The sequence below is a fragment of the Candidatus Binatia bacterium genome, from assembly GCA_036493895.1.
In the GTDB taxonomy this organism is placed as follows: Bacteria; Desulfobacterota; Binatia; order UBA1149; family CAITLU01; genus DATNBU01.
In genome coordinates, this window is the sequence record DASXOZ010000009.1 from 1 (window position 1) to 22,044 (window position 22,044).

Genomic DNA, 22,044 nt, shown 5'->3' on the forward strand with positions numbered 1-22,044 from the left:
GGGGGGGCCTGGGCCGAAACTTTCGAAGCATCCGTGAATCCGATCAGACCTATCGCCGCCAGTGCGAGGCAGCGGACACCAATCACTGACATTCGAGGGCCCTCCGGCACGTTTCTTCTGGGAAGGACGGTATACTTACTCCGATGTCAGCATCAACAGCCACTATTGAAAAAAATGTAAATAGTCCTCGGCGGGGTGGGTTTGCGGCCTCTCCATGTGGTCACGGTCACCTTTTTCGGTCCGCGATCGGTCGTTGGCCGTGGGATTGCCCGGACACCCGGCCCGATCGACTCTGCGGTTCGTCCGGACAAAAAGGCCCGATCCCGGGCCGACTTGCGCGGCGCCGTGCAACGACACCAAGGCACTATGACAACCAATCCCGCACCCCCCTCGGACGTCCCCCTGCTGCTTCTCCACGGATTTCTCGGCTGCAAGGACGACTGGCACGAGGTCGCGACTTCGCTGCAGACCGGGCGCCGCGTGGCCGCCTTCGACCTTCCCGGCCATGGGCAGGCGGCCGATGCGCGCGAGGACGGCGACTGCAGCATGGACGCGACTGCCCATCGCATCGAGGCGGTGCTCGAGGCGCTCGAGGCGCCGCAGGGCCACCTGATCGGCCATTCTCTCGGCGCGCGCGCCGCGTTGTACTTCGCGGCGACGCGGCCGGGGTGCGTCGCATCGCTGGTGCTCGAAAGTGCCTCGGCCGGATTACCCGACGGTGCCGGTCGCGACGCGCAGCGCCGCGCCGACGAAGAGAGGATGCGAACGCTGCTGTCGCGAGGACTCGAGGCGTTCGTCGACGAGTGGGAGACGCTCGCGCTGCTGGCGACGCAGAAAACCCTTCCCGCCGACGTTCTCGCGGCGCAGCGCGCGCGGCGCCTTCGCGGCGACGGCGAGGCGATCGCGAGAAGCCTTCGTGACGCGGGAGCTGCCGCGCATCCGTGGCTCGGCGAGCACCTCGCGAAGATCGACGCGCCGGTGCTGCTGATCGCCGGTGCACGCGACAGCGAGCACGTCGCGCTCGCACGCGAGCTCAAGCACGGGCTGCCGCACGCGCACCTGGAGATCGTCCCCGGTGCCGGTCACGACGTGCACCTGGAAAAGCCGCAGGAGTTCGTTGCAATCGTCGACGAGTTCCTCGGGCATCACGCGGGTGCGCACCACCACTGAAGCGGTGGTCTCCACTCCACGCCAGCGCGCATGAAACGGAAGCCGGCGTACAGTGGATGTGCGGCGGTGTCCCGGCGTCAGATCAGCGCCGCCGCCCTCGACAGCACCCAGAAGCACGCCGCCGTGCCCATCGCGTAGACGGGAATGCGCTGCGACCAGCGCGGCAGGCTCCTGGTGACTGTGTCGAGCGAGGCCCATGCCGCCAGCACCAGGACGACGAAGATGACCTGCCCGATCTCGATGCCGACGTTGAACGACAGCAGCGCCATCGGCACGTCGTTGTCCGGCAGTCCCGCCGCCTTGAGCGCTCCCGCAAAGCTCAGGCCGTGCAGCAACCCGAACGAGAACGCCATCGCCCACGGTCGCCGTCGAAGCAGCGTCGAATCCGGCGCCGCATCGCGAGCCAGCTCGACCGCAAGAACGTAGATCGTGAACGCGATGACCACTTCGGCGGGCCCCTGCGGCACCGAGATGATCTGCAGCGCCGACAGCGCCAGCGTCACCGAGTGTCCGATCGTGAACGCCGTGATCGTGGCGAACAGCTGCCGCGTTCCCCCGGTCAGCAGAAGCAGGCCGAAGACGAACAGCAGGTGGTCGATGCCGCTGGCGATGTGCTCCATGCCGAGGCGCGCGTAGTCGCGAAAGACGTCGCTGCGGGTCGGTGCCGGCACGACGGTGACCGTGGGATGGCCGGCGCCGAGCACGCGCCGGTCCACCGAGCCGTCGCGCAGCGTGATGCGTACCAGGGCGTCGGTGGTCTCCAGACCCTCGATCCCGATCGTCTTGCCGACCAGCCCTCCGTCGCAGACCATGACCCATCGCGAAACGGTCGCGTCCCCTAAGTCGTCTTCGGACGCATCGCCGTCGCGATGGCACTGGGGCGGCAGGTCGGCGACCAGATGCATGCCCGGCATCTTCGCGCTCGGCGCTTTCCAGCGGACGTCGATCTTGCCGTCTTCCCGCTCGGTCAGCTCGAACAGCACGGGGTCGAGCGCATGGGCCAGCGACGGCAAGGGCGCGAGCACGCGCAGCGCAAGCATCGCGCACACGCACCAGGAAGCGATGCCGCGTAGCCGCAGCGGACGAACGCGCCGCTCAGCTTCGGCCGATGTCATCGGGGCCATGGCCCACCTCTCGCCGCACGGCGTCCTCGTCGATGCGAACGGTGTACTGGCTGCGCAATTTGTCGAGGTACGCGACGACCCTCTGCTCGCGTCTTTCGGTCTGGCAGGCGGTTTCCGCACGCGAGCGCACTTCGGCGAGCTCGGGCGTGCGCGCATCGAAGCGCTTGCGGATGAACACGACGTGCCAGCCGTACGGCGACGCGATCGGCTCCGACCATGCGTCGGCAGGCAGCGCGAGCGCCGCGTCGGCAAACGCGGCGCCGAAATACTTGGTCAGGTCGTCGCGCCTCTGCGCGTCGAGCGAAGAGCCCATCACGAACGGATCCCCGCCGAGCGACGACGCCACCTCCTCGCCGTGCCCTTGCGCCAGCGCCGCCGCCTTCTCCGCTGCGTCGCGGGCACCGTCGGCGCCGCGACGTCCGCGGTCGAAGAACACCTGCCTCAGGCTGATGCGGCCGGCTTGCTGGTATAAACCGAGATGGGCCTGATACCACGACTCGAGCTCGGCATCGGTCGGCGGCGGCGTCGCGCGACCGACGACGAGGCGGATCTTTTCGATCAGGATGTTGCGCACGATCGGGTCGGTCAGGTGCAGTCCCATCGCGAGCGCGCGACGATACAGCTCGTCGTCGCTCTCGCCGCGGTCCTCGCCGAGAAAACGCATCTTCTGCTCGAGGCGGTAGGCGATCGAGCGATCCGCCTGCTCGAAACCGCTGGCGACGGCCTCGCGAAACAGGATCTCCTCATCGACGAAGTTGCGGATCAGCGCGCGAATGTCCGCTTCGCTGACGCTGGCGTGGTTGGCCAGCGTGTAGTCGCGCACCATTCCGTGAATGCGCGCCGCGTTGACGTCGATCTGGCGGGCTGCCGCAGGAGGGGCCGATGCCGCATTGCCGCCGAGCCACTGGGACAGCGCGAAAAACGCCGATCCGGCCACGGCAAAATGAAACGCCGGAGCCGCAAGGAGGCGGCGCAGCCTGGAGCGCCGCGTAGCCCCTGCGGAAGACGGAACCGCGAGTGTCCCTGTACGGGAAACGGACGGCTCGCCCGAAGGCGAGCCCGAGAGCTGGAGGTCCGGCATCGGCGGCGACGATTCTCCCGCAGCACGAGTGCCGGACCAACCGGCGGTCTCAGAACGTCAGCGACAGCTTCGGATCGGCAAAGGTCCAGTCCGATTTGACCGACGAATCGTAAGTGCCCGACGTCAGCTCGAACGTCAATGCCTGGCTCGCCTTGGCGATCGACGAAAGGTCGGTCAGTCCCTTGATCTTCAGTGTCGCGAAGCCCTTCGAGATCTTGATCGACAGGCCCGTCAGGCCCGAGTTCGCGCCGGTCTTGTCCTTGTACGAGTACGACGCGCCCGGCTTCTTCACTGTCATCGTTGCGGCCGGCAGCGTCACCGTCCACGCCGTGGTGTCGTCGCTGATCGTCAGCGTCAGCGCGTTGGTTGCCGGGTCGAGCTCGGGCGGCGACTTCGGAATGATCGCCGTGATCTGCAGCTTGTCCTCTCCCGCGGTCTTGCCGAACTGGACGCGGCCCTTGGTCATGCCGACGCGGCCCGGGTGGTACCAGATCGGGGAAGCAACGGCGCGTTCCTGGATCGTCTGCGGGATCTGCGGATCGCAGCACTCGGTGGCGCCCGGCGGAACCGACGACGGATTGGAGCAGTCGACCGCCGGTGTCGTACCGCAGGTGCCGGCGGATTTGGCAGTACAGTCTGCGTTGATTTCACACAGCGCCGGATACGCCGTGTCGCAGGGACCAACCGGGACATCCGCATAGTTGTTGTTCGGATCTTCGCGCACGCAGTCGTCGTTCGTCGCGCAGGTGCGAGTCGGGTCGGCGTGGCAGGATTGCAGCAGCACCGAGCAGGTCTTCAGCTCGGTGCACAGCCGGTGGCTCCAGCGGCAGACCGGATCCTCGAGCACGCGCAGGTAGTAGAACGCATTCTGCGTCGCATCGAAGTCGGGGTCTTCCCACACCGAGCACAGCGTGGCGAAACCCTTGTTCGCGTTGGTTTCGTTGCAGGTCGCGAGATCGACGTCCGCACCGTTGCTCGGGTCGCCGGCGACTTCGTAGACCTTCTCGGAGGTCTGCTCGGTCGCGCTGTCGATCCACCCCTTGATGATCTGCGCATGCTGCAGCGGGGTTCCCGGCCTCGCCGTCGCGCCCGGATCCATGTTGGCCATGATTGCAAAGCGCGGCGACAGCTTGCCGCGTACCGGCCCGATGTCGCCGCCCATCGGCACACCCTTGTCGTAGCCGTTGGCGACGAAATCGGCATTGCCGCACATGTCGAGCGGATAGCGACCGGCGAATGAGCGCACGATCGGTCGCGTGCCGCTCGTCGAGTACGTCTCCTTGCGCTTCATCGCCGCGAAGATCGCGTCACGGGAATTTTCTTCGGCCCATACCACCGAAAGTCCACCGCCGTTGGCCTGGATCTTCGAAGGAGGGGTCGCTTCGGCGAGGATGAAGGCCGGCTCCGAATCGGCGACGCCGCTGAAACCGATCTTGCCGTAGTCGATCTCGCTCGTCGCGCCGGGAACGCCGTTGTGCGTGTCGGTAGCCCCGATGAAACCGAGCGCGAACGGATTGACGCCGAGCGACGCTTCGATCTGCAGTCCGAGCTTCAGTGCACCGCGCGCATAGGCGGTGGACTTGAATTTGGTCGGATCCCAGGTCGGCACCTCCGTCGTGAGCTGCTGGCGGGAAAGCTTCTCGAAGTTGCAGAGCTCGTCGGTCGTGCCGACGACGCCGTCACGGCACTCGGAGTCGCCCTTGACCTGGGTCAGCTCCATGATCGGCTCCATCGATGCACGCAGCGCCGCTTGCTGCGCCGTGATCTTCGTCATTCCCGTCACGTCGAACTTCGAGAACATCTGGTCATTGGCGATGTTCGAGTTGTGCGGAATGGCGAGCACGTCGCAGTTGGTCGACGAATCCTTGCACTGCAACTGGAGCTGCGTCCACAGGCCTTCGGCGGTGTTCTGCTCGTAGTAGCTGGTCGGCAGGACAGGCACTTCGGCGTTGCGGAAGATCACGTTGCGGTGGAGGTTGTTGCCGAAGGTGTTGCCGCTCCACTCGTAGGCGACGAAGGTCGTGAACGAGCACGCGTTGCTGCGATCGTAGAACTGCTCGGCCGCCGTCTGGATGTCGCCCCAGACGTTCGTCGCCTCGGTACGGCAGTCCTGGTAGTCCGGAGCCGCTCCGCAGATGTTCGGGTCGCGCGAGGGAAACTCCGTCGTCAGCGCCGTGAAGAAGGTGACGAAGGCTTTCGGCAACGGATTGGTCGGATGGTAGTCGCGAGAAAACGTCGCGCGCAGGTCCTGGCAGGTTTGCGCGTTGTAGCCGTCGTACCCGGGGTTGAGACAGATCTTGGCTTCGCCGAAACCCTCGGAGTGATCGGTGATCGCGGTGAAGTCGAGCGGAGTTTCGATCGTCGCGAAGCGCCCGGGGTTGTTCGACGCGTCGTAGGGCGGCAGTCCCACCTGAGTCCCGAGCGCGAAATTGTAGGCGTCGTACGGAGTGTTGCGCGTGCGCGCGAGCACCGCATCGGCCGAGTACTTGGTGTGGACGTGGGTGTCGCCGAAGAACGGGTGGCGCAGCGGGTAGTAGTTGTCGCAGTCGGCGTGGGCCTCGGTGCGCGTCCAGTCCTTGGCGGGCGGAGGAGGCGGATCGGCGAACGCCGAGGACGCGGCCGCCCCGAACATCACCGTCACTGCCCCGAAAGTGACAAGCGCCCTGCGGCCGACCGGCCCGGTCTTGATGGTCCCGCCCATGTGTGGAGTCCTCCCGCCGCGAAAATGAAAAATCCGCCGGCGGATGCCTTTTAACAGTTGGCAGGAGGGGTGACAATTGATATTCGTCCGGGTCGTGGTCACCCCCGAGAAATCCACCCCTGCGCCTCCCTTGATCCCCCGAAAGGAGGATGGTCGGACCCTCCGGTCCGCCAACACCCGACTTTCGGTGGCCGAGGCCTACCTCAACCTCCTCGACGGAGGCGACCTGCGCCCCACTGCCAAGGCCATCGCCGCCGAGGCCGGTGTCTCCGAGCGCGCAGTCTTTCGCCACTTCCAGGACATGGAGACGCTTCACAGCGAGGCCGCTGCGCTGCAGATCCAGCGCGTCTCGCGCGAGATCCCCGATCCCGCGCCGACATCCGGCCGCTTGGTGGAAAGGGCATCCCAGCTCGCGATCCGCTGGTGCGCGCTCAACGAGCGAGTCACCCCGGTGCGACGCGTGGCGCTGCTCCACGAGCCTTTCGCTCCCGAGGTCGCACGACGCCTTGCATGGATACGCGGGATCGCCAGCACCGAGATCGAACAGACGTTTCTTCCCGAGCTCGACGCCATGAGCCAAGAGGCGCGGCGCCGAAAGGTCGCGGCGCTGGCCGTCTGCGTAGCGTGGGAAACGTGGAGCGAGATCCGCCAGCGCCAGCAGCTCGACATCGACGCGGCAAGGGAAACCGTGACGTCGATGCTGGTGTGCATGTTCGCTCCGGCAGTCGCCTGAGTCGCCGGCTCGACCTCGCCCGAAATCGCATTTGCGGCCGGTGCCCGCGCGTTTTCACGCGACCGGCCGCGGTGCGCCAGCTCATCTGAGGGATGTTTACTTGCGGGCCCGTGCTCGCTACGTATTTCCGCCGCAGTCGGCACAGCCGCTGCCAAGCGCCATCCAAAGAGAACCGTCCAGCAAGCACCATCGAGCCATCGAGCCCATCGAGCCATCGAGCCTATCGAGCAGGAGCAACCCAGATGGACATGTCGTACACGCCCGAGCAGATCGCGTTTCGCGACGAGGTGCGTCGCTTCATCGCGGGGGCGATGCCTCCCGAGATCCGGCACAAGGCCGAAAACGGCGGTCACTACGAGCACGCCGAGACGATGCAGTGGCATCGCATCCTGCACCAGAAAGGCTGGTCCGCGCCGCACTGGCCGAAGGAAGTGGGCGGCGCCGGCTGGGATTCGGCGCAGCGCCACATCTTCAGCGAAGAAATGGTTCGGGCCAACGCACCGAGCCTGTCGCCGTTCGGTCTTACGATGGTCGGCCCGCTGATCATCCAGTTCGGCACCGACGAGCAGAAACAGCGCTTTCTGCCGAAGATCCTCTCCGGTGAAGAAGTCTGGTGCCAGGGCTACAGCGAGCCGAACTCCGGCTCCGATCTGGCAAGCCTCCAGCTTCGCGCCGAAAAAGAAGGCGACGACTACATCCTGAACGGCCAGAAGACCTGGACCAGCCACGCGCAGTACGCCGACTGGATCTTCGTGCTCGCGCGCACCAGCGCCGCCGGCAAGCAGCAGGAAGGCATCTCGTTCCTGCTGGCCGATCTCAAGAACACGCCGGGCGTCGAAGTGAAGCCGTTCATGACGATCGGCGGCACGCTGGCGTTCTCGGAAACGTGGTTCGACAATGCGCGAGTGCCGCAGGCCAACCGCGTCGGTCCCGAGAACCAGGGATGGACGATGGCCAAGGCGCTGCTCGGCCACGAGCGCACGTCGATCGGCGGAGTGGCCGAATCGAGCCGCCTGCTGAACATGGTGCGCCGCATCGCGCGCGACACGCGTGTCGGCGGCAAGACGCTGATGGAAGACGCGACGTTTCGCCGGCGCCTTGCCCGGCTCGAGATCCGCCTTCGCACCGTCGGCATGGCCAACCTTCGCACGCTTGCTTCCGCGCAGCTCGGCCATGCGCCGGGGCCGGAGAGCTCGATTCTCAAGATCGCCGGCACCGAGGTGCAGCAGGAGATCACGGAGCTGGCGATGGACGCGATGGGCCACAACGCGATGGGCTGGTACGATTCGCCCACCGATGCGATGCCCGAGTACCAGCTCTGGATGGCGTCCAACTTCAACTACCTGCGCGCCTCGACGATCTACGGCGGCAGCAACGAGATCCAGAAGAACATCATCTCGAAGATGATCCTGGGGCTGCCGCCGAGCTGAAGCGTTGGGGTCAGGCACCAGAGGAATGGGGTCAGGCACCATTCCTCTGGTGCCTGACCCCATCACTACTCTGTAATAATGGACGACGAATGAATTTCGAGCTTAGTGAAGAACAGAAAATGATGGTCGACGCGGTACGCCGCTTCGTCGACAAGGACTCTCCTGTCACGCGCTTTCGCCAGATGCGCACGACGGACGTCGGCTACGAGCCGAAGGTCTGGAAGACGATGGCCGACAACGGCTGGCTGGCCGTCGCGTTTCCGGAAGCGCACGGCGGCTACGGCGGCAGCTTCGTCGATACGTCGCTCATTCTGGAACAGTTCGGCCGCGGGCTGGTGCCCGAGCCGTACATCGCATCGGTCGTGCTCGCCGGCGGGCTTCTTTCGCGCCTTGGCAACGACATGCAGATCGAGAAGTTTCTTGCGCCGATGCTCGAAGGACGCACGACGCTCGCGTTCGCGTACGCCGAGAAGCAGAGCCGCTACGACGCGACCGACTGCGAGACCACGGCGACAAAATCCGGCAGCGGCTATACGATCCGCGGCGAAAAAGTCTGGGTTCTGAACGGCCACGCCGCCGACGCGATCGTCGTCGCCGCGCGCACGTCCGGCGGCTCGCGCGATGCCGACGGGCTTTCGCTGTTCGTCGTCGATGGCGACGCGCCGGGTCTCCAGCGCACCCGCGTGCACGGAATGGACGGTCACTCGACCGCGCTTCTGCGTTTGGACGGAGTCGAAGTCGGCGCCGATCGCCTGCTCGGAAAGGAAGGCAAAGCATCCGAGGCGGTCGAGTGGGCGCTCGACCGCGGCGCCGCGGCGGCAGTAGCCGAAGCGCAGGGACAGCTCGCGTCGCTGTTCACGATGACCGTGGACTACTTAAAGCAGCGCAAGCAGTTCGGGCGCGCAATCGGCTCTTTCCAGGCCCTCCAGCACCGCGCCAGCGACATGTTCGCCGAGGTCGAGCTGTGCAAGGGCATGATGATCCTCTCCGCGATCCGCGTGGACTCGGCGGATGCGAACGAGCGGCGCGCAGCGATCTCCGCGGCCAAGGTGCAGCTCCAGCAGGGCGGCTGGTACGTGCAGGAAAACTCGATCCAGCTCTTCGGCGGCATCGCGATCACCGACGAGCAGGACGTGGGGCTGTACTTCAAGAGGATCCGCGTGCTGCAGGCGCTGTTCGGCGATGCCGATTGGCACCTTGGGCGATATGCGTCGCTGCCGGGGTTTGATGGGGCGGCGAGATGACATTGTCGTGATACGCTTGGGCGCCGTCCCCGCTCGCGCTAGACTCGCTCGGTGAAGTCGGTCGCCGACACCATGCGACGCGAGCTCGACGCAGAAGTAGCCCGGATGTCGCCCGAGCAGCGAGTCGAGCTCGCGCTGCGGCTCGGACAGGAAGCAATCGATACGCTCGCAAGCGCCAGCGGCATCAGCCGCGACGAAGCTCGCGAAATCTTTCGCCGCAACAATCAGATCGGGCGCCGCCCGTCGAAATCGGCCGGCTACGACGGATGAACCTGCTTGCCGACGTGGTCGCCGCGCTGGCTGCGCGCGGCATGCAGGTAGCCGTCATCGGCGCCACGGCGATGGCCGCCCACGGTGTGGCGCGCGCAACGACGGATGTCGATCTGCTGCTGGCCGAGGTCGAAGCACTGAAGCCGCATGTATGGGAGGACCTCCGCGCAGGGGGCGCACAGGTCGAGATCCGCCGCGGAGAGGTCGACGACCCGCTTACCGGCGTCATCCGCATTCGTCGCGACGGCGAATCCCCGATCGACGTCGTCATCGGAAACCACCCGTGGCAGCGGCGAATCGTCGAGCGGGCAGTGCGGCAGAAGATCCACGGCACCTCGGCGCCCGTCGCGACGCGTTACGACCTGATTCTTCTCAAGCTCTATGCCGGCTCGCCGCAGGATCGCTGGGACATCGCGCGGCTGATCGACGAGTCTTCCGACCCTCGGCTCGTCGGCCAGGTCGAGCAGGAGCTCACGGACCTGCCCGCCGAGTGCGCGGGAATCTGGCAGAGCATCGTCGAATCGCGCAACTGACGAGGCGCGGGTTCCTTACGACCCGGCGTGGACGCCGGTATGTTCGCCACAACTGCCAGCGTGCGGGCCTGCCGCCTGCCGACCGTACGCGCTTCCCGGCCACCCGCTGCCCGAACGCCGAGCTTACGGGAATTTCCGGATTGCATCAGTTCCAGCGCGGGTCCACGCTGACACGGCAGCGGCTTTGGCCGCAGCCGGAGCCGTCGTATCAGGCCGCTTCGGACCGTCCCCGGGAGGACCAGCTCATGACCGATCGTCGTTCCACTTTCGCGCCTGCGGCGCGCCGCGCCGCCGTTTTTGCCGCCCTCTTGCTGCTCGCCCTGCCCCGCCTGGCCGTCGCCGAGTTTCCGTGGCCGCCATGCAACGGCTGCCCCGACACCAGCGACTACAAGGCCTACATGCACACGGTGGTGACCAATCCGCCCGCGCTCCCGAACGAAGTCGGGCAGTACGACTTCCGCGCGTCCTCCCTTGTCGATCCGTCGTTGCCGAATTCCGCCGAGGAGCTCAGCGGCGTCGCTGGCATGAGCATCGACACGGCGTGGCAACTGACGACCGGTCGCCCGGACGTGCTCGTCGCCCACCTGGACTCCGGCATCCGCTACGACAGCGACAACGTGCGCAAGGCGGCGCTCAACGCCGGCGAGCTTCCGCTTCCGGAGGGAAGTGCCGTCTACGACCGCAACGGCGACGGCGTGTTCAACATCGAGGACTACTTCTCGACCGATCCGTCGCACCCCTACCAGGACTCGCGCGTCCACGATGCGGACGGCAACGGCATCATCGATCCGCGCGATCTCATCCTGATCTTCAGCGACGGCGTCGACACGGACCATAACGGCTACGTCGACGACATCTGCGGCTGGGACGTTCACGAGAACGACAATGACCCGTTCGATGACGCCGGCTACGGCCACGGCACCGGCGAATCCAAGGACTCCAGCGGCGAAGCGAACAACGGAGGATCCTGGGGCGTGTCGCCCAACGGGATGTTCGTGCCGATCAAGGTCGCCGACAGCTTCGTCGCCGACGGCAACGATTTCGGCAAAGGTGTCGCCTACGCGCTGGATCGCGGCGTCAGCGTGATCTCCGAAGCTCTCGGGGCGCTGAACAATACCAAGCTCGCGCAGGATGCAGTCGAGTACGCCTTCCAGCGCGGCGTGCCGATGGTGCTCTCGGCCGCCGACGAGCAGAGCTACCACCACAATTTTCCGGCGGTGTACGCCCACGGATTCTGGGCGAACTCCGTGCGGCCGGACGACAATTTCCTCGTCACGAACAAGTCCAACCTGCTGCTGAACGGCTGCACGAACTTCAGCGGACGCGCCGATGTCGCGATTGCGTCCAACTCGTGCTCGTCGGAGGCCACCGGCCGCTCGGCCGGCATCTTCTCGCTGATGCTCTCGCAGGCGAAGAACCAGATCGAGCGCGGAGCGATCACGGCGGACCCGCACACGGGCAAGCCGCTGTCGCCGCTGGAAATCTACCAGCTCATGAAGATGACGGCCGACGACATCGACTTCTCGTCGACCGCACCGAACACGCTCACGCCGAATTCCGCGCTGCTCAGCATTTTCCCTAACCTGACCGACGAGCGCTTCCCGTCGCACGCGGGCTTCGACAAATTCTTCGGCTACGGCCGCGCCAACGTGCGCCACGCGCTCGACCGCATCGCCGCCGGGACGATTCCGCCCGAAGCCGACATTACGTCGCCCGGCTGGTTCACGAACTTCGACCCGTCGGTCACGGCCTCGCTGCCCATCCACGGAACGGTCGCTGCCTACCGCGATTCCAACAATGCGAGCTACGTCGTCGACTGGGCTTGCGGCGTCGCTCCTCTCGAGAGTGAATTCGCGACCCACACGATCGGCTCGGGCAATCTTGGCGGCACTGCGATCGAGGACGGGCCCCTGGCGAGCCTCGATACTGCCTCCACTGCCGCCGCCTGCGGCTTTGCGGGCATCACGCTGCCGCGTACCAACGAGGACGATTTCGACGAATCCTATGCGATCACGATCCGCGTCACCGTCCAGGACAGCCTCGGCAATGTCGGCCAGGCGCGCCGCAACGTGACGCTGCACCAGGACGCGGGCCTGCTGCCTGGCTTCCCGATCAGCGTCAGCGTGTCCGGCGACTCGCCGCCGCTGCTTCACGACCTCGACAAGGACGGCGCCCAGGACATCGTCTTCGGAGCTTCCGACGGCAAGATCCACGCGCTGCACTCCGACGGCACCGAGCTCAGCGGCTGGCCCGTGCAGACCCACGCGCTGGCGCTTCCTTCGACGGTTTCGTTCGGTGACCTCGGCACCGATTACCATTCGGCCGTGCTCGCCGGCATCGCGATCGGCGACATCGACCAGGACGGCAATGACGAAGTCATCGCCGCGGACATGGACGGCTCGGTCTACGCGTTCCACCGCGATGGCACGACGGTTTCCGGCTTTCCGGCGACGCTCAATCCCGCGTTCTCGGCGCCCTCGCTCCGCAACCAGGCCAATCGCCTCGATTACGGCGTCATCGCTTCGCCGACCCTCGCGGACCTGGACGGCGACGGAAAGCTCGAGATCCTCGTCGCCGCGATGGATCGCCACCTCTACGTGTTCAACAACGACGGTACCCAGCACACGGGATTCCCGGTGCTCGTCGTCGACCAGAGCGAGATGTCCAGCGTCAACGCGGACAATGGGCAGGTGGTGTGGAAGACGATCTCCGGCCAGAGCGTCGGCTCGATCGGAACCAAGCTGCTCAGCTCGCCGTCGGTCGGCGATATCGACGGCGACGGCAAGCCCGACATCGTGATCGGATCCAACGAGGAGTACGTGCGCGGCGAGACCGCGAACTTCTTCATCAACAATTCTGTATTCAACGGGCTGATGACGGGGCTCGACCTGCCGAACGGCCGCGTCTACGCGATCTCTCACCTCGGCAATCTCGATCCGGCAGTCGCGTCCAATCCGTCCGGGCCTTTCCTACCCGGCTGGCCGGTCAAAATCGGGCTTCTGATCTCCGACCTGCTGCCGACCGTCGGCCACGGCGTCACCGCGGCGCCGGTGCTGGCCGACATCGACGATGACGGCGACGACGAAGTCTTCATCAACGGCAACAACGGTCCGGCCTACCTGCTGCAGGGCGACGGCACGTCCGTGTTCGGCGCATCCGGCGGCAAGTACAAGGTCATGAGCCCGGTGCTCACGGCCGGAAACAATCCGGATGCTTCGAGCAACGATTTCCCGCTGACCTTCGGGCTGCTCGGCGGCGGCGCCGCCGGTGATTTCTTCTCGAGCGGCGTCATGGATTTCGCGCTGCCGAGCGTCGGTGGTCACCAGCTTCTCGACGCGCAGGGCCCGGCGCTGCAAGGTCCGGGCGATCACCAGATGATGGCGTGGTCGGCCGACGGAAAGTCGCTGCCGGCGTTCCCCGCGCGAAACGAAGATCTCCAGTTCCTGTCCTCGCCGGCGATTGCCGACGTCGACGGTGACGGCGTGGCCGAAATTCTCCAGGGAAGCGGCGGCTATTACCTGCATGCATTCGGCGCCAACGGCGGAGAGCCGACGGGATGGCCGAAGTTCACCGGAGGCTGGATGGTCGGCTCGGCTACGGCCGGCGACATCAACGGCGACGGCAAGATCGACGTCGTCGCGATCACGCGCGAGGGCAACCTGTATGCCTGGGGCACCGGCGCCGACTACGAGCGAACGGGCGCCAAGAGCGTGCAGTGGGCAACGGCGTCGCACGACGTGCAGCGCAGCGGAAACATCAACTCGGGCGTCGCCACTTCGCCGTCGCCCGGCGGCTGCAGCTCCGAGTACCGCTCGGTGATCCAGAAAGTCTCGCTCAAGCACCCGGACGGCGCGGCCAACGACAAGTTCCTCGTCTCGGGCTTCGTCAACATGACCGGACGCACGCTCGACCCGGTGGCAAACGACGTCGAAGTGACCGTCGGCGGTCCCGATGCCGCGCAGCTCGACGTCGTGATCCCGCACGGCAGCTTCAAGGCCAACGCAACCGGCACGACCTTCTCGTACTCGGCCAAGGCGCCGGGCGTCACCAAGGTGAAGCTGCAGCTCAAGAACGGGTTCTGGCGCTGGCAGCTCAAGGGCAGCGACGTCGATGCGACGCCGTCGGATGAGCGCGTGTTCGCCAGAGTGAGGGTAGGCGGCGTCTGTTTCGAGCGGTCGCGCTCCTGCGTCCCCAACACCAAGGGCGACGCTCTCAAGTGCGTGCCCCCGATGTAGAAACCGGGACAATCACGAGAGCACCGGCCGGTCACGCATTTTTGCACTTCGTGTAGTCCGGGACAGGTACGTATTTCACCGGCCGTGAGCGGCCTGTATTCTGTACCTGTTCCGGATTCCCGATGAGTGACGATCGCCATCCGCTCGACCGGCTGCGGCCGGAGCTGACGCTACTCGACGCGACACTGCTGGTTGTCTCTTCGGTCATCGGCGTCGGCATCTTTCTTACACCCGGCACGGTCGCCGACGACCTGCCGCGCACGTCGGCTTTCCTGGCGGCGTGGATTTTCGGTGGTCTGCTGTCGCTGGCCGGAGCACTGGCCAATGCCGAGCTCGGCGCGATGTATCCCCGCGCGGGCGGCGACTACGTCTACCTTCGCGAAGCGTGGCATCCGCTGGCGGGCTTCCTCGTCGGCTGGCTGTCGTTCTTCGTCATTTACGCCGGCACCGTCGCCACGCTCGCCGTCGGCTTCGCCGAAGGCCTCGGCAACTTCGTGATCCTGGGTGACGGCGCGCGCACCGCCGTCGCGATCGCGATCACGATCGGCACCTCGGCGGTCCACTATCGCGGCGTGCGCCTTGCCGCGTGGGTCAACAACGTGACGGGCGGGTTCAAGATCCTCGCGCTCGTCGCGCTTGGCCTCGCGGGCCTGATCGTCACCCCGGCCAATCCTCTACCGCCGCCGGCCACGCCGCCCATTCCCGGCGACGTCACGCTGCTCGGGTTCGCGCTTGCGCTCTCTCCGGTGCTGTTCAGCTATCTCGGATGGAATGCGTCCGTTTACGTCGCGAGCGAAATCCATCGCCCCGCCCGCAACGTACCGCTCTCGCTGTTCCTCGGGCTTGCGATCTCGACGGTCATCTACCTGCTGGTCAACGTCTATTACCTCTGCGCGCTGCCGATCGATGCGCTGCGCGGCGAGCTGCACGTCGGCGAGGCGGCTGCGCGCGTGTTCTTCGGCGAACAGGGCGCAACGGTCGCGGGGTTTCTCATTCTCGCGTCCGTGCTGAGCTGCCTCAACGCCACCATTCTCGTCGGCCCCCGCATCGCGTACGCCATGGCGCTGGACGGGCTCTTTCCGCTCGCGGTCCAGGGCGTTCACCACCGCTATCGAACGCCGCACATCGCGATCGTCGTGCAGGCCGTGTTTGCGATCACGCTGATCCTGCTGCTCAAGCGTTTCCCGAGCGTCCTCGACTACACGACGTTCGCGATCGTGCTCGCGACGATGGCCGACACCGCCGCGCTCTATGCGCTGCGCCGGCGCCAGCCCGACCGTACGCGGCCGTACCGCGCGTGGGGTTATCCGGTGGTGCCTGCGCTGTACCTCGTTGCCAACGGCGGCATCGCGATCGCGATGCTGTGGGGACGTCCGCTCGAGTGCGCGGCGGCGCTGGCAGTCACCGCTACCGCGCTTCCGGCTTATGCGTTTTTTACGCGCCGGCGCTGAGGGGCTCGAGCGATTCCATGAAATCGGTCTCGTGCGCTACCCGGCGCGCCGGGACGGCAGAGCACGCGCATGCGCGACGCCGCTCACGCTTCTTGCCGTGCCGGATGGCCCCGCAACCATTCTTCGGATCTGCCCTTGTGTCCGCACTCTGAGTACCACTGGCCTGATCTACCCAGAGCTGGAGCGACGGCGAGAAGTGCATGCAGCAGCGCGCCGACCTCGTCGGCCGCTACCAGGGGGCGGAGCTGGAACGCCTCCTCCAGCAGCTTCGGCGCCGAGGCCGACGTCGAGCGCTCCGAAGAGGCGTCCGGCTTCTTCCGCTTCGCCCACCAGCGCGTCTACGGCCAGGAATAGATGGGGTCAGGCACCATTCCTCTGGTGCCTGACCCCATTACATCCCCGCTATAAGTTCCGCGGGCTTGCGTCGGGGGTGGACGGGGAATAGCTCCCGCGGGCATGAAGCGGAGTCCCCGCGTTCTCGCGAATTGCGTCGTCGTCGCAGCTCTTGCGCTCAGCCAGACCGCGCAGGCCCACCACTACAACCGCGGCCACCTCGTCACGGACTACGCCCCGTGCCTGCCCGGCAGCGCCAACACCTCGACGTCCGACGGCGTTGCGGCCTGCTCTCCGCCCGTTCCCGTTTCCGACTGCGCGACCAGCCCGACGACGGCGCTGAGGCTCGGGTCGAGCGGCGCCACGTCGTTCCTGATGCAGGTCTCGGGGCGCCGCCGCACGCGCATCTACGACGGCAACCCGACGCTGGAAACGCGGGTGCTGCTGCGCGACGTCCAGGACTGCAGCGGCGAGTCGTACAAGGGCCAGCTCGACGTGCGCACGATCCTTCGCGTCCACAGCCAGGACCCCGCGTGCAGCACCGGCATGTGCACGCTGCCGGACATCTCCTTCGACGAGTCGCTGACGTGCGGGACTGGCGGATTCTGCAAGATGCACGCCGATGCCAGCCAGGCCTTCGCGATGGAAGGAATTCCTCCGCTGCCCGTGGACCACGGCTACACGGCCGAAGTCGTCGCGCTGGAGGTGCTCGATCTTGCGGGAAAGCCGTTCCTCGCAACGGGGCTCAGCTCGGGGGACGACGTCCTGCCGGTGATCGCGTCCGCGAAGCAGCCGCGCTGGCTCGATTCGATGTTTGCGGCGATCGCTCCGCCCGATGCCGAAGCGTACGGCGCCAACGGCGCCGGCCCTTCGTCCGATCTCATCGCCCGCTACATCCGCTCGTTCGCGCCGTGCCTTCCCGCAGACACCGACACGACGACGGGCGACGGACAGGCGGCTTGCGTCGCGGTGGCGTATTCCGACTGCTCCGCCGATCCGGTCAACGCGGTGATCCCGGTCGTCCCCGACAGCGGCAATTTCGATTCGGATACCAAGGGACGCGGCAAGATCGACATCGCGCTGCCCGGCGACGAAACGATGGTCGTCCAGGGGTACCTGCGAAACCTTCTCGATTGCAGCTCGGCCGGCTACAGCGGCCCGTTGCAGGTGGATGCGCAGTTCCGCACCACCGTGCGCGACGCGGGATGCTCGGGCGGTGTGTGCACGCTGGTGGACGGGCCGCTGCTGCACTCCGTCGTCCAGATCACGGGCGGCAGCGCCACCGTCGCCGATCCCCATCCATTCGCCGACCTCAACGGGTTGTCCGGCCCGCAAAGTTTCAGCGCGCAGGTGATCAACGCGCGCTTCCTCGACCGCTCCGGCAACGCCGTGCTCACCGGCCCGTCGCTGCTGGTGCGCTGCAACAGCGTCGACGGCGCACCGTTCTGTTTCGGAAACTGACGGAACGATCGGTGCCCATGAAGCGCCGGCGACGACGCGGCATGCGGGACAGGCACGCATGACGCGGAGTGCTTCCGCGCGTCATGCGTACCTGTCCCCGAAAAATCAGCGCTTGTACTTCAGCAGCAGGTTGAACAGCAGCGAGTGCTTCTTGCCGTACGGCGGGTAGAACTGCTCGACGCCCGGCAGCTTCGGGTTGGTGTGCACGGGGCGCAGCTTGCTCATTTCGACGAAGCCTTCGCGCCCGTGGTAATGGCCCATGCCGCTGCTGCCGACGCCGCCGAACGGCAGGTCGTGCTGGGCCACGTGCATCACGCAGTTGTTGATCGTGACGCCGCCGGAGATCGTCCCGTAGATCAGCTTGTTCTCCTTCTCCTTGTCGTTGGTGAAGAAGTAGAAGCCGAGCGGGCGGTCCTTCGAGTTCACGTACGCGAGCACTTCGTCCAGGCTCTGGTAGGTCTTGACCGGCAGCAGCGGCCCGAAGATCTCCTCGCGCATCACGATCATCTCGTCGGTGGGGTTGAGCACGAGATGCGGCGGGAACTTGCGCAGGTTGTCGTCGAACGTGGCTCCCGGGATCAGGGGAACGATCTCGGCACCGCGCGCCGCCGCGTCGTCCAGGGTCATCTTCAGCCGCTTGTAGGCCTTTTCATCGATCAGCGAGGTGTAGCTCGAGTCGGAGACGTTGCTGTAGCGCTGGGGCAGGATCTTCCTGCACGCGGCAACGAAGGCGTCGCGCCTGGAAGCGGGCACCATCACGTAGTCGGGCGCCAGGCAGGTCTGGCCCGCGTTGACGTACTTCGCATACAGGATGCGCGAGGCCGCCGTCTCGATGTCGAAGTCGTCGCAGACGACCGTCGGCGACTTGCCGCCGAGCTCCAGCGTGACCGGCGTCAGGTTCTCGGCTGCGGCGCGCATCACGTTGCGGCCGGCGTCGGCCGAACCCGTGAACAGCAGGTGATCGAACGGAAGGCTCGAGAAGTCGCTGCCCTTGACGCCGGGCAGGATCGCCACCGTGTCCTCGGGGAACACCTCGGCGAACTTCTGGGCAAGGAAGCGGCACAGGTTCGTCGAGTTGGCCGCCATCTTGACCATGCAGCGGTTGCCGGCGGCCAGCGCGCTCGTCAGCGGCCCGATCAGCAGGAACAGCGGGTAGTTCCACGGAACGACGATCCCGACGACACCCTTGGGCTGGGGAATCAGCCGGTTCTTGGCGGTCGCGAACAGGATCGAGACGTGGCGCCGTTCGGGTGCCATCCACTTGGCGACTTTTTTCTTTGCGTCGCGGATGCCGTCGATGCTGGTGAAGATCTCGAGCAGCTTGGTCTCCTCGGCGCAGCGGTGGCCGAAGTCCTTGCCGATCATCTCCGCGATGCGATCGACGTTCTGGACCAGGATGTTCTCGAGCTTGGCAAGATTGGCCTTGCGCTCGTCGAGACTCGGAAAGGGATGCTTGAGCCAGGCCTCCCTCTGAAGCTGGAAGACTCTGTCACACTCGTTTTCGACCGAGTGAACGATTCGAAGCTGGGCGGTCTGCGCCATGATGAATGCCTCCTCGAATTTCGGGCCGCGTCCGTGTTCCCGGTAAAAGGGTTCGCGACAGCCGGGGGTGAGGGATCGTTGCCGCTGCAGGCTGCCGAGACAAGGCGAATCCATCGGCCCCCGTTTCGCAGGGAAAATACGCCGAAACTGCGTCGCAGCGAGCGGGCAGATGTCGCCGTCACGACCCCGCTCCGAGGGTGAAGACGACGCCGTGCGAGTGGCCCTCAACTCGCCAGGCTGCCGAGATCCGACCAGCGCGGGACACACGGCTTTGTCGCCACTGCATAGCGGCGTTCGCATGCGAGCGCAGGTGCGTGCGTTTCCATGAGAAACGCACGGGTCGCTGCTTCGGTCGGCGAGTCGATGATGGTCCTATGCTGGACGGTCGCCGCCTCGCGAGGTGGACGCGGATGAGGTTCGCTGAGGAGAGGCGGCGACCGGCTGAAAAGCCGATCGGTTGCTGGAGACGCGCGGCAGACCGCAACAGATGCGCAATGAAAGCGCACGTTACGCGCTCAAAGCGATAGATCAGAGCTTTTCGAAAACCTTCGCAGCCCTTCCCAGAAGCTCCCTGGCCGCAAGCAGCGGAGCCGTGGTCGTCGTTGCGACCGCAATCCATCCCGCAGCGATCGAAGCCACGAAAAAGGCCGATGCGAGGCCCTCGAGCGAGTGCAGCGGAGAAATCGCCGCCGGACGCGCAGCGGCCGTCACCAGACGGTCGCGACCTGCGATGCGACGGGCCACGACGGTCCGGAGCTGTCGACGTCGTGCTGCGGCCGGATCCATCTCCGGGATCGAAGTAAGGTGTGATGCCCGCATCGCTGATTTCCCTCCGAACACTCTCCGAACACTCCGGCCGGGCCGGTCGGTCTCCAGTGTTGGTTAGCGTGTTCCGACGTCGGGCTGCAACAGGTATTCGAGCATCTCGCCGGTCCTGACCGAATTCTCATTTTCACGACGCAGATCCTTGCGCGCATGCGAGATTCGTCGTGATCCAACTCGCGCAATTTTGTCCACGTTCCGAGCCGGGAGACGGGATCGGCGCCGCGAAAAAACGGTGCCGTGCCTGACGCGATGCGCCGGCGCGGGCTTCGTCCGCCGGCCCGCAGCTTCGCCGGCGTCCGCCAGGTCATGCGACCGATGGTCGCTTTCGCGCCCCCGCCTGCGCGTGTATGTTCCGCCTCCATGCTGCATTCGTTTTTCGTCCAGTGGTTCCAGCTTTCGCGGGAGTGGGGCTACACCGGCGTCTTCCTGCTGATGGCGCTCGAATCGACGGTGTTTCCCATTCCGAGCGAAGTCGTGCTCCCGCCGGCTGCGTACTGGGCCCAGCAGGGCGAGTTCAGCTTCTGGTCGATCGTGGTGGCCGGCACGCTTGGTTCGTGGTTCGGCTCGACGATCTCGTACTTCGTCGCCAAGGCCGTCGGCCGCCCGCTGATCCTGCGCTACGGCAAGTACGTCTTCGTTCCCGAAAAGAAATGGCTGCTCGCCGAGCAATGGGTGCAGGCCTACTCGGCAGCCGGCATCTTCTTCGCGCGCCTGCTGCCCGTCGTGCGTCACCTCATTTCCCTTCCTGCCGGCGCAACACGCGTCCCGTACGCGACCTTCTCGACGATGACGCTCGCCGGCTCCTTCCTGTGGAGCCTCGTGCTGGCATGGTTCGGAGCCGAGGTGCTTTCGAGCCAGCCCAACCTGCTCGGCGATCCGGACGCGCTGCGAATGGTGCTCAAGCAGAAGCTGATGTGGTTCATCGGCGCGGCCGTCGCGTTCCTGGCTGCCTACGTGCTCGTCGAGCTGCTCGGGCGGCGCCTTCGCCGCCAGGCGCGCGTGGTCTGATCGGGGCGACGCCGACCTCCCACCGAAAAAAAATCTCGAAGACGGCGCGACGCGGCAGCGGCGCCCACGCTGTTGCGCCGCTCGGCAAAGATTTTGATGCTCAAGTGAAGCGCGGCACGACCTTTCGCCGTCGTTTCGGCAGCCGCGGACGCGCAGGCGGATTTTTGCGCGCGATGCAAATCGCGCGAGCCCGCAGGTGCTTCGGCCGCGACGGGAAGCCGCCGTTACCCCATGCTAGCGTCCCGCCCCATGCCGCCCGCCGATGACGCTCTCACTCCCGCTGCCAGGAGGCAGCTCGACCGCTGGCTTCGTCACTGGGGCGCCGACTCCCTTGTCGGCGCGCTCAAGGTCGAATTCTCGCCGCGACTGCGGCGCGCGTTCGGACGCTGCTACCAGCAACAGAAAATCATCCGGCTGACCGCATCGCTGCGCGACAGCCAAAGCCACCTGTTCGAGGAGATCCTCTGCCACGAGGCGGCCCACGCCGCCGTCTACGAGCTGCACGGCGACGCCGCGCGCCCCCACGGCGAGCAGTGGGAAGAGTTGATGCGAGTCGCGGGGTTCGAGCCCCGAGTGCGCATTCCCGTCGTCGTACGCACTGTCCGGGGGCGCGATGGATCGCGCGCGTTGTACCTGCACCGGTGCCCGGTCTGCGACCGCGCGCGCAGCGCATCGCGACCGATGCGACACTGGCGCTGCCGTGCCTGCGCAACATCGGGGCGCGACGGACGGCTCGTGATCCAGCGCGGATCGCAGCGCCCGCGCCGCGAACGGCAGGCAGCCGCGATCGGGAAGCACCGCAAGCGCAGATCGGTCATCTCGAGCAAGCGCCGCGGCTAGCCGGCTGCGGGGAAACCCCGGACCGGGATCCGTGCGTCGATTGCGCGCGACACCAAGGCGCGA

At 66.2% G+C, this 22,044-nt stretch carries 16 protein-coding genes; 11 read left to right on the forward strand and 5 right to left on the reverse strand.

Annotated elements, in window-relative coordinates:
• Positions 1 to 366: 366 nt before the first annotated feature.
• Positions 367 to 1,170 carry a 2-succinyl-6-hydroxy-2,4-cyclohexadiene-1-carboxylate synthase gene (gene menH, locus VGK20_01235; GenBank protein HEY2772651.1) on the forward strand — a complete coding sequence of 268 codons (804 nt, stop codon included), beginning with the start codon at positions 367 to 369 and terminating at the stop codon, positions 1,168 to 1,170.
• Between the two features lie 77 nt (positions 1,171 to 1,247).
• Here the strand turns inward: menH and VGK20_01240 are convergent, their stop codons facing one another.
• From VGK20_01240 to VGK20_01250, 3 genes are all read right to left on the reverse strand, one after another.
• Positions 1,248 to 2,294 carry a HupE/UreJ family protein gene (locus VGK20_01240; GenBank protein ID HEY2772652.1) on the reverse strand — a complete coding sequence of 349 codons (1,047 nt, stop codon included), beginning with the start codon at positions 2,292 to 2,294 and terminating at the stop codon, positions 1,248 to 1,250.
• Positions 2,266 to 3,231 (reverse strand): peptidylprolyl isomerase, encoded by a 966-nt coding sequence (locus VGK20_01245; GenBank protein HEY2772653.1) that lies wholly within the window; start codon positions 3,229 to 3,231, stop codon positions 2,266 to 2,268. The genes VGK20_01240 and VGK20_01245 overlap by 29 nt, the downstream gene beginning before the upstream one ends.
• A 193-nt stretch (positions 3,232 to 3,424) precedes the next feature.
• The gene (locus tag VGK20_01250; GenBank protein ID HEY2772654.1) at positions 3,425 to 6,076 is read right to left on the reverse strand and encodes a DUF3604 domain-containing protein; all 2,652 of its coding nucleotides are present in this window, start codon (positions 6,074 to 6,076) and stop codon (positions 3,425 to 3,427) included.
• A gap of 187 nt (positions 6,077 to 6,263) precedes the next feature.
• Here VGK20_01250 and VGK20_01255 point away from each other — a divergent pair, with 187 nt between their 5' ends.
• The 8 genes from VGK20_01255 (at position 6,264) to VGK20_01290 (ending at position 17,766) form a co-directional block, all read left to right on the forward strand.
• A complete protein-coding gene (locus VGK20_01255; GenBank protein ID HEY2772655.1) occupies positions 6,264 to 6,809 on the forward strand; it encodes a TetR/AcrR family transcriptional regulator in 546 nt (181 codons plus the stop codon).
• 242 nt (positions 6,810 to 7,051) lie between these two features.
• Positions 7,052 to 8,239: an acyl-CoA dehydrogenase family protein gene (locus VGK20_01260; protein ID HEY2772656.1), complete on the forward strand. Its 1,188-nt coding sequence runs from the start codon at positions 7,052 to 7,054 to the stop codon at positions 8,237 to 8,239.
• A gap of 89 nt (positions 8,240 to 8,328) precedes the next feature.
• Complete coding sequence (locus tag VGK20_01265) at positions 8,329 to 9,483, forward strand: acyl-CoA dehydrogenase family protein (protein HEY2772657.1); 1,155 nt, start codon at positions 8,329 to 8,331, stop codon at positions 9,481 to 9,483.
• Between the two features lie 51 nt (positions 9,484 to 9,534).
• Positions 9,535 to 9,753 (forward strand): hypothetical protein, encoded by a 219-nt coding sequence (locus tag VGK20_01270; GenBank protein ID HEY2772658.1) that lies wholly within the window; start codon positions 9,535 to 9,537, stop codon positions 9,751 to 9,753.
• Positions 9,750 to 10,286: a nucleotidyl transferase AbiEii/AbiGii toxin family protein gene (locus VGK20_01275; GenBank protein ID HEY2772659.1), complete on the forward strand. Its 537-nt coding sequence runs from the start codon at positions 9,750 to 9,752 to the stop codon at positions 10,284 to 10,286. The genes VGK20_01270 and VGK20_01275 overlap by 4 nt, the downstream gene beginning before the upstream one ends.
• A gap of 245 nt (positions 10,287 to 10,531) precedes the next feature.
• On the forward strand, positions 10,532 to 14,521 hold the full coding sequence (locus VGK20_01280; protein HEY2772660.1) for an FG-GAP-like repeat-containing protein: 3,990 nt from the start codon (positions 10,532 to 10,534) through the stop codon (positions 14,519 to 14,521).
• Positions 14,522 to 14,643: 122 nt separating this feature from the next.
• A complete protein-coding gene (locus VGK20_01285) occupies positions 14,644 to 15,972 on the forward strand; it encodes an amino acid permease (GenBank protein ID HEY2772661.1) in 1,329 nt (442 codons plus the stop codon).
• Between the two features lie 456 nt (positions 15,973 to 16,428).
• Positions 16,429 to 17,766, forward strand: a complete 1,338-nt coding sequence (locus VGK20_01290; protein HEY2772662.1) for a hypothetical protein — start codon at positions 16,429 to 16,431, stop codon at positions 17,764 to 17,766.
• Positions 17,767 to 17,871: 105 nt separating this feature from the next.
• Here VGK20_01290 and VGK20_01295 read toward each other — a convergent pair whose 3' ends face one another.
• A complete protein-coding gene (locus tag VGK20_01295; GenBank protein HEY2772663.1) occupies positions 17,872 to 19,308 on the reverse strand; it encodes a coniferyl aldehyde dehydrogenase in 1,437 nt (478 codons plus the stop codon).
• A gap of 528 nt (positions 19,309 to 19,836) precedes the next feature.
• Positions 19,837 to 20,052: a hypothetical protein gene (locus tag VGK20_01300; protein ID HEY2772664.1), complete on the reverse strand. Its 216-nt coding sequence runs from the start codon at positions 20,050 to 20,052 to the stop codon at positions 19,837 to 19,839.
• A gap of 441 nt (positions 20,053 to 20,493) precedes the next feature.
• Here VGK20_01300 and VGK20_01305 point away from each other — a divergent pair, with 441 nt between their 5' ends.
• Together VGK20_01305 and VGK20_01310 are read left to right on the forward strand one after the other, a co-directional pair.
• On the forward strand, positions 20,494 to 21,141 hold the full coding sequence (locus VGK20_01305; protein ID HEY2772665.1) for a DedA family protein: 648 nt from the start codon (positions 20,494 to 20,496) through the stop codon (positions 21,139 to 21,141).
• Positions 21,142 to 21,390: 249 nt separating this feature from the next.
• Positions 21,391 to 21,981: a SprT-like domain-containing protein gene (locus VGK20_01310; GenBank protein HEY2772666.1), complete on the forward strand. Its 591-nt coding sequence runs from the start codon at positions 21,391 to 21,393 to the stop codon at positions 21,979 to 21,981.
• The last annotated feature ends 63 nt before the right edge of the window (positions 21,982 to 22,044 follow it).